Source organism: Photobacterium sp. DNB22_13_2, assembly GCF_052873915.1.
Genome location: NZ_JBNNXU010000015.1, coordinates 78,289 through 95,359, shown reverse-complemented (window position 1 = coordinate 95,359; position 17,071 = coordinate 78,289). Strand labels below are relative to the sequence as shown.

Below are 17,071 nucleotides of genomic sequence, written 5' to 3'. Positions count from 1 at the left end.
GATGGAAAAAGTATTTATTCCTTCACGAACAATAAACTGCTGTTAACTGTTGGAAATATCAGCAATTATATAAAATATCAGCAAAGGTTTTACGGCTTGAACCCAAACGTTAAAGCTTCACCCAAGGCTTTAGCGCTTCATCCCAATACGGTGCTTCACCAATATATTGTTTGAAGAAAGCGATCACCGCACTGATCTTACGTGGCAAATGCTTCCTGCTTGGATACACGGCATAGAATGGCATAGTCTGATTTGCGCTCCAGTCCGGTATCAACTGAATGAGTTTTCCGTCCCTAAACTCATCCGTTAATAGATAACTCGCTAGGTATGCCACTCCCCAACCGGCAACAGCGGCATCACGTACCGCTTCAGCCAAATCAACACGATAGTTTCCAGACACTTTAACACTCAATGACTCACCCTTTTTGATGAAGTCCCAACAACTATAATCACGCTGTCGGCTTTGGTAGGTCACGCAGTTATGGTTGACCAGATCGGATGGGTGACTCGGCGCGGCATGATCCATCAGGTACTTTGGTGAAGCGGTGACAAGAAAACGAGTTTCTGCCAAACGCTGTGCAACATAGCCTTCTGGAATGTGTTCATAGTTGGTGATCCACAAATCCAACCCATCTGCCAACATATCAGCCCTGTGATCAAACAAACTCAGCTCAACCTGCAAATCAGGGTATAACTGACGAAGTTTTTCAATTGCGGGAATAATATGCATGGTGCCGAACGATTGAGACAAGCCTAAACGAATCACTCCCGATATATCATCACGCTCAAGTACCATACTGTCGCTAGCTTCGTTAACCGCAGACACAACTTGTTTAGCATATTGGGCAAAGTGGTGGCCAGCTTCTGTCAGAGTTAAACTTCGCGTTGTACGTTGGATCAGCTTGACGTTCAATTCACTTTCCAGCGTGCCGAGTTGCTTGCTGACATGGGAGGTCGATACCCCGAGATTACGTGCTGCGGCGGTAAAGCTACCTGCCTGGACTAGGGTGTAAAAAATCACCATTTGGCTGGCTCTGTCATGGATCACTGCAATGCCCTCAATATATTATCTACAGACCATCCATGGTGGTTATTCCAAACAAGTGGAATAAAAAGCTCGCCAGTTTACCTACAAATTACCCTTGAACAAGAAGAAATCAGTTTTACCTCAGCCGTACGATATTAATGATATATGTCTATTATTATCCCTATGCCAATACTTTTACGATTAACCCTGCTTTTCTTCTCGTGTGGTGCTTCTGCCACTTTTGAACTCCCTGTTGCGCAATTTGAGCACGAAACACTCAGCACCTGGAAGGTCAAACACTTTCAAGGGCGAACTCAATATGTCCAAATTAGGCTTGACGGCCAACGTGTTCTTAAAGCGTCCAGCAACAATAGCGCGACTATCATAACCAAACGGATACGTATCGATCTTGAAGAGACACCCTACCTTAATTGGTCATGGCGGGTAGAAAATCAGTTGAATGGGATAAATGAAACGACCAAGGACGGGGACGATTACGCCGCCAGAATATATTTAGCCACCGGAACCAATATGCTGTCTTCATCCAGCAGGGCGATAAATTATGTTTGGTCCAGCAACCAGCCAAGATTTTCACGTTGGAGCAATGCGTTTGCCGGGGAAAAAGTCCAAATGATGGCGATAAGAGGCGTAGCTGACGGCGTATCTCAATGGCAGAATGAAAAACGTAATGTCTATCAAGATTTCATCAATATGTTCGGTGACAAAGGGAGCGAACAAAAAAACCGTAAGGCTTATCGGTATCTCACCGGTATCGCCATCATGACCGATACAGATAACAGTGGCCAAGCCGTCACCGCGTTTTACGGTGATATCTTTTTTTCTTCAAGGTAGCTCGGTTTTAGATAATCAGTCCTCAATGTGTAAACACATTTCAGGACGAGACAGTTTTATAAAATAAGGGGGAAGCCACTTGGCTTCCCCCTTTTGTTTCATATTTGACTGTCGCTAGCCTCTATACTGGCGTTGCACTGCTTTCCCTACCACGAAATGCATTAAGTGAAACGATAACCAGTACAACAGCAACCGCTGCCAATTTGATCGCTAACCCACTGAAAATCAGCGCAAATGGCACCATCAGCAATATCAATCGCTCCACTACCGACAATGGCTTGATCAACCGCCCTTCAATCGCACCGGCAAAGGCAACAATCAACGCTATAGTAGTGACTATCGCAAAGATAAAGCCAAGTAGGTTTTCTCCATCATAGATAAGCGGTGAGAACGCCATCATCAGTGGAATAAGGAAAAAGCCCTGCGCCAATTTGAATGCCTGTACCGCTGACTGCATAGGAGAAGCTCCGGCAATGCCCGCTCCAGCAAACGCAGCCAAGGCAATGGGCGGGGTTACATTTGAGGTTTGCGACAACCAGAACACAATCATGTGTGCAGCCAAAATGCTCAAACCAAGCTCAGTCAATGCAGGCACCGCCATAATTGACAAGACGATATAGGCAGCCGTTACTGGTAAGCCCATTCCCAAAATTACCGCAGCTACGGCAATTAACGCCATTACCGACCACAAATACCCACCTGATAATGCCATTAGGAACTGGGTAAACTGCAGACCAATACCGGTTTGGCCAACAACCCCAACCACAATACCCGCAGTGGCACATGCAACAGAAATCGGCAATGCCAGCAGCGCCCCCTCTTTCATCCCTTCAAGGAAAAGACGAAGACTTATACGGCTGTGTTTCCGGCACATCGCCGCAACCAAAATGGCACTACAGCCCGCAATACCAACCAGTACTGGCGAATAGCTCATTAGCAATAAGCTGGTGATCAAAATTAATGGAACAATGAAGTGCCAGCCTTGCTTCATCACTATTTTCAGTTGCGTGACTTTATCCATACCTTTGAGGCCGAGCTTACAGGCCATCAAGTGAACATAGAGCAAAGTACAACCAAAATACAAAATGGCCGGGGCAATCGAAACCAGTAAGATTTCACTGTATGCAATACCGGTGAACTGGGCCATGACAAAAGCACCCGCACCCATCACCGGTGGCATGATTTGCCCACCAGTCGATGCGGCGGCTTCAATACCTGCCGCCTGCTCGGGCTTATAGCCCAACTTTTTCATCATCGGAATGGTTAAGGCACCGGTGGTTACTGTATTGGCAATGGCCGAGCCTGAGATAGATCCTAATGCCGCAGACGCAACGACACTGGCTTTTGCTGGGCCGCCACGGTATTTACCCGCGACCGCAAACGCCGCATCAATGAAAAACTGTCCGGCTCCGGTAACTTGCAAAAAAGCCCCGAACAACACGAAAATAAATACCACCCCGGCAGCAATTGCCAGCGGCGCACCGAACACACCGTTAGTGGAATAAATATGGAAACGAATGATCTCATCCAACGCGAAGCCTTTGCTCGCTACACTGGCTGGCAGGACATCGCCAAACATGGCATAAGACAAAAAGAACCCGGCAATCACTACCATGACCATACCGACTGTTCGACGTGTTGCTTCCAACAACGCCACAATCAAAATAGAACCAGCAAGAATATCATTAGTCCCTAGCCCATCAAGCAAGAAACCAATGTCATCGTAGTCAAAACGGACGATATGCTGTGCAGCCCACAAGGTGGCCAATAACATGGATAAATCAACCAACCTTGCAGGTAGATAGAACCGGCTGCCTTCTTTCAATAAGGGTCTAACGAGAAATACTAGCGCGAGGATCCAGCATAGGTGGACGGGGCGAAATACAGGAGCGGAAAGGTTGGCAGTCAGTCCCTGCCAAATTTGAAACACTGATAAAGCAACGGCGGCAACCGCTGCCAATTGCATTAAACGCTCAGTTACCCTGTGATTTAACGCCGAAGAATGGGTCATTGCGAACTCCTTGTAAACTGCAATGTTATGTACCCCCGAATGACTTCGGGGGTATTACTTCAACCATCGATATCGATAGGTTTTACTTCGGTTATTTATTTTTTCTCATCCATGAATTGCTGAGAACCAGGGTGAAGAGGAATACCTGCTAGCTTATTCATGTTTTCAACGGTAGTGAACTTGGTTACGCCGATAGACTGACGGATCTGATCGATATTATCGAAAGCCACCTTGGTCATCTCGTAAGCTAAATCTTTATCCAAGTCCCCTTTTACCACCAATACATTCCATACCGCTGGTGCTTGGAAAGCAGGTACATTACGATAACTGTCAGCATCAACATCCAGACCGCTGTATGAAGCATTGTCTTGGTTAATTTTCGCTATTTCTTCATCGCTAAATGACAAAATACGGATATCACGCGTCAGCGCCAATTCTGTGATTGCACCGACACCCAGACTACCCACAATCACACCGGCATCAATCTGACCATTCGCCAGCGCTTCAGTGGTCGCGGTATAGTTCAGCGCTTGTCCACGCACATCACCCTCTTCAACGCCCAAGGTTTTTAAAATATTCAGCGCACTGACACGCGTACCAGAGCCAGGAGCTCCCAGCGCAACACGTTTACCTTTTAAGTCAGCAACTGACTTAATGTCCGAATTCGCAGGTACCATGAACTGGACAACATTAGGGTATAGCGCAAACAACACGGAAACATCCATCTTACGAGGGAAAGGCTCAGTGCCTTGGTAAGCTTGCTGGACAACATTCCCCATCGCGATACCGGCTAGCTGTTGCTCGGTAGAGACTTTAATGACGTTCTCTACCGATGCGGCAGTGACTTCTGCACGCATATTGAAGCCTTCAATATTCTCACTCCAGACCTTGGCCAGCAAACCGCCTAAAGGATAGTAAGTCCCGCTTTGGCTACCGGTACCTATCGTGTAGTTGGCCGCCGCAACGGGCAAAGAGACCGCCAGTGCCAGAGAGATAATTCCTTTTTTGATCATTGAACGCATTGAGTACTCCTTCTCATTCAGAATGCCTGATTGTTAGTATTAACCTAGACACATAAGCATCAGGTTTTATTGTCATACCGATGTTGCATCAAATGAAACTGCATTTAAATGTTAAAATTGTGAAAGTTGTGAAAATGAGATATTGGTGGTGTTAAAGGTATCAGTAGCAGTCACTGCTTAGAGTGAAATTATAAATTGCGTTTACCCGCCTAGATTGTTACCACACGTAAAAAGTCATTTGCATTCAAGCACAATTATCATCACTACAGAAATGGCTATACTGCCCTTCATCTTGATACCGCACATCACAATGAAAATAAGAGAGAATAATAATGGGCTGGCTTTTTCTACTGTTGGGAGTAATGGCAGAAGCAACATCACATGTCGCACTTCGTGCCACGAACGGATTCACAAACTGGTTACCCAGCACCATTGTGATTCTCGGGCATCTCATCGCTTTTCTTTTCTTAGGCCAAGCAATGAAGTCCCTACCTGTAGGTATTGTCCATGCTATCTGGGCAGGGCTTGCGATTGTCACCGTGACGGCAATGTCAGGAATTATCTACAAACAACACCTTGATGCCAAAGTTTGGTTAGGCATGGTCATCGTTGCAATTGGCATCGCTATTATCAATCTCGGCGGCGCTGCTCATAGCCATTAATTTAAAAACAGTTAATCATTGATGGTATAGAATCCAACAAAATTCTTGTCCTCACTCTTTGTCTATAATCTTAAATATTCTAATTTGGAGATATAAATGACTGAAGAACGCGCCATCAATCTTTACTACTACCTTGTAAACAACAAAGCCCCGAAGAGAGAGTTGGATGTAGTTATCAACTTATTAAAGCAGCAATACCAAATTGACTTGAGTCGCCTCGAACGAAAGCGACACCGTCCCCAAAATCGATTTGATATTAACAGTTATGGTGCAGGTGGGTCGCGAACCATGAATCAAACTCGTCAACTTGGGCAGTAATCATTTTCCAAACAGGTTAATCGTGTACGTATTCGTCGTTTCACCGCCCCCACGGCAGTTACACCTCCTTACAATTACCATAAAAACCTTGCACAGATTTTCATTTACACAAACCAGTACATCAAAATTTCGCCCGTATTTAAAAACAGCGTTTTTAAAATCAACCACCTACGTTGGAAGCGACCAAAAGCTTTATTGAGGTAAAAAAGCAAGCGTACTTACATTTTGAAATATAAAAAACACCGTTCAATTCATACAGGAATGATTCAGTTTCATGCTGTTAAATTAGCGCCATAACAAAACGCCATCACGGCATTGATGCAGCCTTAAAACAATTTAATCAGCAGGAATCGTCATGAATACATTCGCCAAATCTTCTATTGTTTCTATCATCGGCCTGACTCTTCTTACAGGTTGTGTAAATCCAGATAATCAAGATGACCCAAATGCACTGACTAAACAAGGCGCTGCTGGCGGTGCTCTTCTTGGTCTAACATTAGGCGCATTAACTGGTGATGCAGATCTTGCTGTTAAAGGTGCAATTGCAGGCGGCGTTTCTGGTGGTGTGGCAGGAGCTTCTGCTGATATTCATAATAACCGTGATAACCAACGTCATGACAGCCGTAATGATGCCCTTGCGCAAATTGGTAATGGTGGACAAGTTGCAACAACCAATTCTCAGCCACAAAACTGGGACAAGCTTGATAACTTCACCGGAAACTGGAATGTCAACATTTGGAGCGGAGCAACCGAGCAGCCAGTAAATGCAACTGCAAATGCCTCTGGCTCCTTGGCGAAGACAACCGAAGCAAGCATCAACATCACCAATGTAAGCGTTGACGGTCAAGCACAGGCACTCTCTTTTAATGCAAACTTTGCCTATACCCCCGAAGCTGGATATAGCCTTACAGTGACAGACAACGCAAGCAACGTACCAGTTACTTTTGCTGGTGAATTCCAACAGAATATGAACCGCTATAACTTCTACCCAACTAACGCACAAGCAAGTATCTACAAAAACTTCGACTCATCAACTGTTCGCTTAGAGCTAGGGTTTGCGGGTCAGAATGTTTGGATGGTTGACACCTATGCACTCGTTAATGGTGAAGAGCAAAAGATTCAGACTTACCGTTTCACCAAAAGCTAATTCACACTTAGTGAACAGATAAGTTTCCTGTAGCGCTGTGTCCTCCAAGATACCCAAAACATGGGGTGCGGTAGACACAGCGTATTTTTAATGAATACAGCTCAAATACCCAGCCTCATAACTACCTATATAGTCACGCCTAGAGTTTCAAGATATAAGGCAATGTTATACAAGACAATTGAATCAGATCTAACCGACTTCGACGATAGCTTAGAGCAAGTAGGAACAGAGTAATGGGCAGCAATAAAATCAAGTCGATATTATGACTTTATCTTCCTGACGTTGATGAAGAAACCCAGTCAATCTCGGAAGCTCTGGCCCACGCTTCATGGCAAGATCAAAAATTCACCTACTATATGATTGCCGAAGGTGATGTTGAGTTTATAAAGAGTTATTTATAGCTTTCTCTCAACACTGCAATGGCAAAAACCAAGAAATAAACCACACTTTGTCGAGATTTAGTTCGCTTTAAGCGCTGTCATAATCCTGATTCTTTTCTCGAGCATTAACGATGGTAAAGCCAATTTTCAATAAGGTGTTGGCTGACAATGCCAACCTTACAGACTATAAACACGCACAAAACCAGATGCCTCCTCTTTGCACTCAACCTAAGGGACTATCATCTGGCGGGATAAACATTGGCTACGAGGCTATTGACCGGCACCTCGGAACACCTTTCGAGGACAAGGTCGCTATTCGCTGGATAAGTAAAAAAGATCAGATCGTTGAGTTTAGTTATCATCAACTTAGTAAACAATCCAGTGCTTTTGCCGACCTAATACACCACCTTGGATTAGCATCCGGCAGCCGTATCTATAGCCTTATCGGACGCAGACCAGAGTTGTATGTCACCGCGCTGGGAACACTAAAAGCGGGTTGTGTTTTCACCCCTCTTTTTTCTGCTTTTGGCCCCGATCCCATTCGTTCAAGAATGGAGATTGGTGAAGCTAATGTGGTGGTCACCACCCAAGCTCTTTATCGTAAAAAACTAAAAAGTTGGTGGCGGGAGCTTCCCCACTTAAAAGCAATATTGCTTATTGACGGCAATCCAGACAACGAGCCTGATTGTTTTGACTTTCATTCACTCCTCGCTAACGCCACTCAGCAAAGTACGACGGTACAAACCCAACCTGAAAACGTTGCCCTGCTGCATTTTACCAGTGGTACAACGGGTAAGCCCAAGGGCGTTATCCACGTTCATCAAGCCGTTGAACACCACATGATATCAGCCTACTATGCCCTCGACCTCAAGCCTACAGATACCTATTGGTGTACCGCCGACCCCGGCTGGGTAACAGGTACGACCTACGGCATTATTGCGCCGTTATGCCTCGGGGTCACGATGATCGTTGACGAAGCCGAATTTGATGCCGAGCGTTGGTACACCCTTTTGCAAGACCAACACGTTACTGTTTGGTATACCGCTCCCACCGCGATTCGTATGCTAATGAAAGCCGGTGATGCACTCCCCGCTCAGTTCGACTTATCAGCATTGCGCTTTATGTCCAGCGTTGGTGAGCCCCTCAACCCAGAGGCCGTGGAATGGAGCAACCGGATCCTAGGTATACCATTCCACGATAACTGGTGGCAGACCGAAACGGGGGGGATCATGATTGCCAACTATCCGAGTGAACCGATTAAACCCGGATCAATGGGGCAGCCACTCCCTGGCATTGAGGCCACCATTATCAATACCGATGACAGTAATCAGCCAATTGAAGAACTGGCACCGATGATCATTGGCGAGCTAGCAATAAAGTCCGGCTGGCCATCCATGTTCAGAGGTTACCTCAATCAACAACAGAAATACGAAAGATGTTTCACCAATGGATGGTACTTAAGTGGTGATCTAGCAATGAGAGATGAAGATGGCTATTTCTGGTTTATCGGACGTAAAGACGATCTCATTAAGTCATCAGGCCATCTTATCGGCCCCTTTGAAGTAGAAAGCGTTTTGATGGAACACCCTGCCGTGGCAGAAGCTGGGGTTATAGGCGTACCGGACCCTGTTGCCGGCCAATTAGTGAAAGCCTTTGTCGCCCTCAAGCCTGGCATCAGTGCTGATGATGAGCTTCAGCAAGCATTGTTAGGGCTCGCACGGAAAAAGCTTGGGGCTGCCGTAGCACCCAAAGAAATCGCTTTTCGCACAAATCTACCGAAAACCCGCAGCGGCAAAATCATGCGCCGGCTGCTAAAAGCGAGAGAGCTTGGGCTACCTGAAGGAGACACCTCAACGTTGGAGAGCGACGAGCAATGACAAACAGACTCCATGTCAACCGCCAACACCTTATCGAGCAATTACGCCAAATGCTTCGAATACGGCGTTTTGAAGAAAAATGTGCCGAATTATACGCCCAAGAAAAAATACGGGGCTTTCTTCACCTTTACATTGGGGAAGAGGCGATAGCCGTTGGCGTAATGTCAGCCCTCAGCCCTGAAGATCAAATCATTGCCACTTACCGCGAACACGGCCATGCCCTGGCTCGGGGAATGAGTATGGGAAGCATATTGGCAGAAATGTATGGCCGCGCTAATGGCTGTAGCCGTGGCCGGGGTGGCTCAATGCATTTGTTTGATAAACAATGTCACTTTTTCGGTGGTAACGCGATTGTTGGTGGTGGGCTCCCATTGGCTACGGGGCTGGCAATGGCCAACAAGAAGATGCAACGCGATTCAATTGCCGTCTGCTTCTTCGGTGAGGGGGCTGTCGCCGAAGGGGAGTTTCATGAAAGCCTGAATTTGGCCGCTCTGTGGCAGCTTCCCGTGCTCTTTATCTGTGAAAACAACCGCTATGCAATGGGTACCGCTCTTACCTTTTCAGAATCGGAAACCAATATCGCCCGAAAAGCCCAGAGCTATGGCATCAACGCCGTCCAGGTCGATGGCATGAATGTCGTCGATACCGAAGCGGCCACCATAAATGCACTGGATTATATCCGGCAGGGCAAGGGGCCTTATTTCATTGAATGTCAGACCTACCGTTTTCGCGGACATTCCAGCTTTGATACACAGCTCTACAGGGACAAAGCTGAAATAGCACTTTGGGAACAAAAAGGGCCGGTGAAAAAATTAATAGAATGGTTACAGAAAAACAATCATTTTCAGGACAGTGAACTGATTGCTATCGAAGCCGAGATCGCGCAAGAAATTGAGGCCGCCATTAGATTTGCCGAGGCTGGAGAGTTGGAGCCCGTAGAGGGCCTCACCCAATTTGTCTACAGCAATGCCAGCCATACACCTGCCCCCGAGATCAATACACAGCAAAAAAGTGAACTCACCTACCGCGAAGCATTACGAAACGGCCTAAGTGATGCCCTTAACAGTGACCCGCGAATTTTCCTCATGGGAGAGGATGTCGGTCGATATGGAGGGTGCTATGCCGTTAGCAAAGGGCTGATTGATGACTTCGGCCCAGACCGAGTGATTGATACTCCCTTGTGTGAATCCGGCTTTGTCGGGGTTGGTATCGGCGCGGCTCTCGGAGGAATGAAGCCAATTGTCGAAGTCATGACCGTAAATTTCAGCCTATTGGCAATGGATCAAATCATCAACAGTGCCGCCACCCTCCTTCACATGTCTGGAGGGCAATTTAATGTCCCCTTGGTGATACGCATGGCTTGTGGTGCGGGGAAACAACTCGCGGCACAACACTCCCATAGCTGGGAGAATTTTTACGCCCATGTGCCAGGATTGAAAGTTCTCAGCCCGGCAACCCACAATGATGCAAGACATATGCTGGGGTTTGCCTTATCGGATCCCGATCCCGTTATCATTTTCGAACATGTCATGCTTCTCAATGAAAGTGGCGCGATCAATGAGCAACCTGACGGGCCAATGGATAAAGCACTGGTTAGGCGAGAAGGCTCAGACATCACCCTTATCACCTATGGGGGGAGCCTCCCTAAAGTGCTACAGGCTGCAGACATACTAAGCAAAGAGGGGGTCGGTGCTGAAGTCATTGATTTGCGCACTTTACGCCCCATCGATAACCAAACCATTGTCGCCAGCATTAGCAAGACACACCGCGCCGTGATCATCGATGAAGCCTGGTGTACCGGTAGCCTGGCTGGTGAAATCAGTGCCATCATTATGGAGCAAGCGTTCTGGTACCTTGACGCCCCGGTAGGCCGGGTCTGCACGCAAGAGGTACCGATTCCCTACCCCCAACACTTAGAACAAGCGGCACTTCCACAGCCTCAGCAAATTGTTACCGCAGCAAAAATGGCGCTAGCTGCCCCGCCGTGGGAGGAAACAACAGGGAAGCATCATGATGAACAGTAGCTCCCCCTACGATGCCCTGGTTGACATCACAATGCCAGCTTTAGGTGCCGACATGCGCGATGGCACCTTAATTGACTGGCAAATTAAGCCGGGGGATCAAGTAAAGAAAGGCGACATTATCGCCGTTATTGAAACAAACAAAGGCGCTATCGATATGGAGGCCTATCATGACGGTATCATTACCGAATTGCTTGTCATGCCTACTATCAAGCTCCCAGTTGGCAGTGTGATGGCAAGAATGGCTGAGACAGGCAGCCAATCACCATCAAGCAAGGCAACTCATGTATCGCATCCGATAACCTCTAGCCCATCACCCGAACATGAACATCATGAAGTCACTGTCCAGCCTGCCCCTATTGCTCATCGGCCTTACCTCCCCCCTCATACTGAACGCTATGGGTCTCGGGGCCCTACACGGCAAATAGTCTCGCCAGCGGCTCGCCAACTGGCTAATCAAAGGGGGATAGCACTATCCGGTTTACTAGGAAGTGGTCCAAACGGGGCCATTCTTCTTCGCGACTTACCAACTGCACCGGAAGCGCAAGCGAGCCGAGATGTCGATCATAAAAAATCAGCCATGCGACAGGCGATCAGCGAGGCGATGTCTCTATCTAAACAACAGATCCCTCATTACTATCTCTCGCTTGAGGTTAATCTAAGCAAAACACAACAATGGCTTATACAACAGAATCAACAACGGGAACCAGAACAGCGCTTACTTATCACAGCAGTCATTCTTACAGCGATAGCCCGACAGTTACCGCGCTACCCTGCCCTAAATGGCTTTTATCAAAATGGCAGCTTCACGCCATCCCAAGCCATCCATATCGGAAACACCATTAGCCTTCGTGATGAAGGGCTCGTTGTACCGGCAATCCTTAATGCGGATCAACTGAACTTGGATCAAATGATGGTCTCTTTGCGGGATCAGACTGAAAGAGGACGGCGAGGCCGCCTCAGAAGCTCAGAGCTGGGAAGTGCCACCGTGACAGTAACCAGCATCGGAGATAGAGGCGCTGACGCTATTACCGGTGTTATCTATCCGCCACAAGTCGCCATTGTTGGTCTAGGCCGGTTACGCCAAGCCCCATTAGTGGATAACGGAAATATAGCAATCGGCGATCTAATGACCGTTACCCTTTCCGCGGATCACCGCGTTAGCGACGGGCTAGTAGGCTCCCGGTTCCTCAACGCGATGGCTAAACAGCTTCAACACCCAGAGGATCTTTTATGACGGTAAAGGATACGGCAAATTACATCGCTAGCGCGCTTAAACGTATAGCACCTGAAATTGATATCACCGAAATCGATCCGGAGGAAGATCTACGGGATGAATGCGATTTAGACTCAATGGATTTTCTCAACCTCCTAACCGAAATCAAGCAGCAATCAGGTATCAGTGTTCCTGAAAGTGATTACCCTAAAGTAAGAAGCTACAACCAGCTATTAAGCTACCTTCAAGCCCATAACCAATAACTGGATACTGTGATGGACTCGACGACTTCTGCGCCGCAGATATATTGGTACTCTCAATTACACGCCCAAGATATCGCCTTAGTCGGTGGCAAAAATGCCAGCCTAGGGGAAATGCACAGCCAGCTTCACCAAGCAGGGATCAGGGTTCCTGATGGCTTTGCGACCAGCGCCCAGTTATTTCGCGACTTTCTTCACCAAAATCAACTTGAGCACCCAATCAATACCCTGCTAGACGCGATGCAAAATGGTACGGCTACTCTCACAGAGGCAGGAGAAGAGATCCGGGAGCTGATCAACCACGGTGAGTTTACTGACGACCAAGAGCGTCACATCCTCGATGCTTACCACCAGTTAGGGCGGCAAGTTGGGCAAGAGGGACTGGCCGTTGCGGTGCGTAGTTCAGCCACTGCCGAAGACCTACCAGAGGCCAGTTTTGCAGGTCAACAAGAAAGCTACCTCAATATCCGGGGTGACCAGCATGTTCTTGATGCGTGCAAGCAGTGTTTTGCCTCATTGTATACTGATCGGGCCATCGTCTACCGCCAAGAACAAGGTTTTCCTCACCAGCAAGTCGCACTTTCTGTTGGTATACAGCAAATGGTTGAATCTGAATGCGCTGGCGTCATGTTCACTCTGGATACCGAGAACGGTTTCCCTGATGTGGTAATGATCAGTGGAAGCTGGGGACTGGGTGAAAGTATCGTTAAAGGGACCGTCACCCCTGATAAGTTTATGGTCTACAAACCCCTGCTTGAACAACCCGGGTTATGCCCAATTATCGAGAAGGTACGGGGAGATAAACAAGAAAAAATGGTATTTGCTCATGGAGAGCCAGCCCTCCCCCCGACAATCACGATACCAACAAGCGTTGATGAGCGACAATATTTAGTGTTAACTGATGATGAAATCCTACAGCTCAGCCGCTGGGCGGTGCTCATCGAGAACCACTATGGCCGAGCCATGGATATAGAATGGGCTAAAGACAGCCAAACGAAACAATTTTGTATCGTTCAAGCAAGAGCCGAAACGGTAGAGGCACAAAAGAGCCATGATGTTTTAGTCAATTATCAGCTGGATCACACTAATGCCCCTATCCTACTTGAAGGTGCCAGCGTCGGGAGCGCTGTTGCCAATGGCAAGACCTACACCGTACTTTCCCCCGACGATATCGAACAGTTTCCAGAAGGCGCGATTTTAGTAACGGAACGTACTGATCCAGACTGGGTACCACTGATGAAGAAAGCCGCAGGGATCATTACTGACACGGGCGGGCCAACAAGTCATGCAGCCATTGTCAGCCGGGAGCTTAAAGTGCCGGCCATTGTAGGCACCGGAGTGGCCACTCAGGTACTGCCTAACGGCAAACCCGTCACTCTAAGTTGTGCCAGCGGAACGATCGGACAAGTCTATGACGGTATCGTAGACTTTACGACTCAACGCATTGACATTAAATCTCTCCCTTCTACCCGCACTCAAGTGATGATCAATGCCGCAATGCCCGACGGTGTCTTCCATTGGTGGCAATTACCTTGCTCCGGCATCGGTTTGACACGTATTGAATTTATTATTTCAAGCCAGATAGGGGTTCACCCAATGGCGTTGCTTCACCCAGATAAAGTGACAGATACCGATGTCAGAACAGCCATTGAGCAACGCAGCAGCAGCTTTACGAACCCGCCTGATTTTTTTGTCGAAACCTTAGCACTTGGCATCAGTAAAATTGCGGCTAGCCAATACCCCAACCCCGTCATTGTCAGGATGTCCGATTTTAAGTCCAATGAATACCGCGGGCTTCTTGGCGGAACGTTTTTTGAGCTTCACGAAGAAAACCCTATGCTTGGACTGCGGGGGGCATCACGTTATTACCACCCGAGTTATCGCGAAGCATTCCAACTCGAATGCCAAGCTATTGCTGCAGCACGGCATAACAAGGGGTTTGACAATATTATCATCATGATCCCATTTTGCCGTACGGTCGATGAGGCAGATAAAGTGCTAGAGGTGATGGCCCAAACAGGGCTTCAGCGGGGAAAAAACGGTCTGCAAGTTTATGTTATGTGTGAAATCCCTTCAAATGTGATTCTGGCAGAGCGTTTTGCTGAACGCTTCGATGGCTTTTCCATCGGCAGTAATGATTTAACCCAACTTGTTCTGGGGATAGACCGTGACTCCGCGGAGCTAAAACCCATGTTTGATGCCAGAGATGATGCCGTCAAGCGCATGATAGAACATGTGATCACCGTTGCCCACAGCATGGGGTGTAAAGTCGGGATCTGCGGGCAAGCACCTTCCGATCACCCGGAGTTTGCCGAGTTTTTGGTCAGTTGCGGTATCGACTCGATCTCCCTCAATCCAGACTCATTTGCCAAAGGCTGCCAGGTCATTGCCCAAGCAGAGCAATCAATCAATTCTGAGGATTAACAGGCAATATCATAGCGCAGGAGTTCTGCCCAGGAGAAGGTTGGGCCATGGCTACAAACATACTTTTCGTTGAGGTAGCAGTGGCCACACAGACCAACAGCACAATGCATACGGCGCTCGATCGACAAAAATATCGCTTTAGGGTCAATACCGTATGCAACAAGGTATTCCGCGGCCACCGTTTGCATTGCTTCAGGGCCAGCAAGTAACACCCTATCCGGCTGCTCACCAAATGTGTGTAACACCTTTGGTAATATACCCAGTGCCGTACCCTGATAGTATTCACTTTCGTTCAACCCTGTCACATCTTCGACCACATTAAACATTGGGATACAGTGCTGCCAACGCTCGCGTTCTGGATTCAGCATTAGCGACGCCTTATTGCGTGCCGCATAAACAACTTCCATCTGGATAAAGTCCTGACGATCCAACATCGGTTCAATCACACTCGCAAGAGGGGCGATCCCACAGCCACCACCGACAACAAGAATACGTTTCTGTGCCAAGCTATCCATTGGCCAACCTCGGCCAAACGGACCTCTGGCACCGATCACATCCCCGAGGCCACACCTGAACAAAGCTTCTGTCACACTCCCGGTTTTGCGAACTAGGGCCTTGAATAAACCTTGTTCATCCGGCAGAGCTGTAAAGGTAAACGGCGCCTCTCCGACACCAGGCAAGCAAAGCATGAAAAACTGCCCACTTTCAGCTTTCAGCCATGGGGCCAAGTGCTGCTCAGGATTCTGAATACAAAACTGATAATGACGTGTGTTTTCACCATCATCATAAAAGTCCAAGATTTTGATTGGATTAGGCGTCAGGCTAAGCATCGTCAACAATCCTTTTCATCACGGCATGAACCCCTACCACACCGGGGCAAGTCAACTCACAGCGACCACACCCGACACACCCGTAACGGCCGAATTCAGGTATAAAGTCATCGCTAAATTTATGGTACCAAAAACGCTTCACCCGCAAGCCTGCTTCTGCCGTCGGGTTATGAAAACTTGCCTCACGCTGGAAACTTTCGTACAAGCAAGAATCCCAAAAGCGAACTTGAGTCACCGACGTCTCAGAAGAGGAGGTCTTTTCCTCCGGGCGGGTAGCGAAGCAAGAGCAGGTCGGACACAGTGTTGTGCACCCTGAACAACCGAGACATTGCACTCCCAACTGCTCCCACAACGCCTCGGGTACAAGGTCTTGATTCAGTTTGCTGATTCCATCGAGAATATACGAGTAATCAGAAAAGGACTGCTCACAATGGCTTATATTCTCCCACCGCAAGCTGATATCATTTGGCGATGCTGGAACCAATTCCATACCTTGCAATGCCGCGTCCCCCAAGGCAGACAAAACCACCAGCAACCAACGTTGTGAATCCACCGGATGAAGCAGTAAATCTGCGGTCTCATCCCTTACACTTGGCCCCGCATTGACCATGTGGCAAAACCCATGCTCACAAGGGTCGATACAGTCAACGCCGACCAAAAGAGCCTGTTTGCGCCGAGCCTGATAATAAGGGTCCTGCTCAAAAAAGATATCCTGATAATGGATTGCCATCAAATCACAACTCTTTACACCAAATAGCACGAACGGATCTGGCGCTGGCAACACCTCTTTAAAAAGCTCACCGTCAAAGACATATAACGGCTCCTGCTCAGCAAAGAAAAATGACTTGGGGGACTGCAGCGGCTTTTGTTCAGCCATAGGCGGCCAATGACCACCAGAAACTAACTGCCAATGGCTATCAGCATGTTCATCATCAGCAAATGCCACAGCTTGGTATATCTCTCGAGATTGCGCCAAGTGTTCACGTAAATTATCTAGCGACTCCAACAGGTAAGTACTGTGCAT

At 47.8% G+C, this 17,071-nt stretch carries 14 protein-coding genes; 9 read left to right on the top strand and 5 right to left on the bottom strand.

All coding sequences use genetic code 11. From position 1 onward, the window contains the following. Positions 1–109: 109 nt before the first annotated feature. Positions 110–1,048, bottom strand: a complete 939-nt coding sequence (locus ACVA58_RS19570; RefSeq protein WP_446512047.1) for a LysR family transcriptional regulator — start codon at positions 1,046–1,048, stop codon at positions 110–112. 144 nt (positions 1,049–1,192) lie between these two features. Between ACVA58_RS19570 and ACVA58_RS19565 the strand changes: the two genes are divergently transcribed. Continuing rightward, complete coding sequence (locus tag ACVA58_RS19565) at positions 1,193–1,879, top strand: DUF3047 domain-containing protein (RefSeq protein ID WP_446512046.1); 687 nt, start codon at positions 1,193–1,195, stop codon at positions 1,877–1,879. A gap of 121 nt (positions 1,880–2,000) precedes the next feature. Here ACVA58_RS19565 and ACVA58_RS19560 read toward each other — a convergent pair whose 3' ends face one another. Together ACVA58_RS19560 and ACVA58_RS19555 are read right to left on the bottom strand one after the other, a co-directional pair. After that, positions 2,001–3,890 carry a TRAP transporter permease gene (locus ACVA58_RS19560; protein WP_446512045.1) on the bottom strand — a complete coding sequence of 630 codons (1,890 nt, stop codon included), beginning with the start codon at positions 3,888–3,890 and terminating at the stop codon, positions 2,001–2,003. A 95-nt stretch (positions 3,891–3,985) separates the two neighbouring features. Beyond that, a complete protein-coding gene (locus ACVA58_RS19555; RefSeq protein WP_446512044.1) occupies positions 3,986–4,912 on the bottom strand; it encodes a TAXI family TRAP transporter solute-binding subunit in 927 nt (308 codons plus the stop codon). A gap of 332 nt (positions 4,913–5,244) precedes the next feature. On the opposite strand from ACVA58_RS19555, the gene ACVA58_RS19550 reads away from it, so the two are divergent. From ACVA58_RS19550 to ppsA, 8 genes are all read left to right on the top strand, one after another. Next, complete coding sequence (locus ACVA58_RS19550; RefSeq protein ID WP_446512043.1) at positions 5,245–5,574, top strand: DMT family transporter; 330 nt, start codon at positions 5,245–5,247, stop codon at positions 5,572–5,574. 96 nt (positions 5,575–5,670) lie between these two features. Further along, positions 5,671–5,892: a hypothetical protein gene (locus ACVA58_RS19545; protein WP_446512042.1), complete on the top strand. Its 222-nt coding sequence runs from the start codon at positions 5,671–5,673 to the stop codon at positions 5,890–5,892. A gap of 355 nt (positions 5,893–6,247) precedes the next feature. Continuing rightward, entirely contained in the window at positions 6,248–7,039 is a 792-nt protein-coding gene (locus ACVA58_RS19540; protein WP_446512041.1) for a hypothetical protein, read from the top strand. Between the two features lie 511 nt (positions 7,040–7,550). Beyond that, entirely contained in the window at positions 7,551–9,296 is a 1,746-nt protein-coding gene (acsA, locus tag ACVA58_RS19535; protein ID WP_446512040.1) for an acetate--CoA ligase, read from the top strand. After that, positions 9,293–11,320, top strand: a complete 2,028-nt coding sequence (pdhA, locus tag ACVA58_RS19530) for a pyruvate dehydrogenase (acetyl-transferring) E1 component subunit alpha (protein ID WP_446512039.1) — start codon at positions 9,293–9,295, stop codon at positions 11,318–11,320. Before acsA ends, pdhA begins: the two co-directional genes overlap by 4 nt. Then, positions 11,307–12,554 carry a dihydrolipoamide acetyltransferase family protein gene (locus ACVA58_RS19525; RefSeq protein ID WP_446512038.1) on the top strand — a complete coding sequence of 416 codons (1,248 nt, stop codon included), beginning with the start codon at positions 11,307–11,309 and terminating at the stop codon, positions 12,552–12,554. Before pdhA ends, ACVA58_RS19525 begins: the two co-directional genes overlap by 14 nt. Next, the gene (locus tag ACVA58_RS19520; RefSeq protein WP_446512037.1) at positions 12,551–12,796 is read left to right on the top strand and encodes an acyl carrier protein; all 246 of its coding nucleotides are present in this window, start codon (positions 12,551–12,553) and stop codon (positions 12,794–12,796) included. Before ACVA58_RS19525 ends, ACVA58_RS19520 begins: the two co-directional genes overlap by 4 nt. A gap of 12 nt (positions 12,797–12,808) precedes the next feature. Continuing rightward, positions 12,809–15,217 carry a phosphoenolpyruvate synthase gene (gene ppsA / locus ACVA58_RS19515; protein WP_446512036.1) on the top strand — a complete coding sequence of 803 codons (2,409 nt, stop codon included), beginning with the start codon at positions 12,809–12,811 and terminating at the stop codon, positions 15,215–15,217. Here ppsA and ACVA58_RS19510 read toward each other — a convergent pair. Beyond that, the gene (locus tag ACVA58_RS19510; protein WP_446512035.1) at positions 15,214–16,047 is read right to left on the bottom strand and encodes an iron-sulfur cluster-binding protein; all 834 of its coding nucleotides are present in this window, start codon (positions 16,045–16,047) and stop codon (positions 15,214–15,216) included. The genes ppsA and ACVA58_RS19510 overlap by 4 nt on opposite strands. Beyond that, complete coding sequence (locus ACVA58_RS19505; RefSeq protein ID WP_446512034.1) at positions 16,040–17,071, bottom strand: 4Fe-4S dicluster domain-containing protein; 1,032 nt, start codon at positions 17,069–17,071, stop codon at positions 16,040–16,042. The genes ACVA58_RS19510 and ACVA58_RS19505 overlap by 8 nt, the downstream gene beginning before the upstream one ends.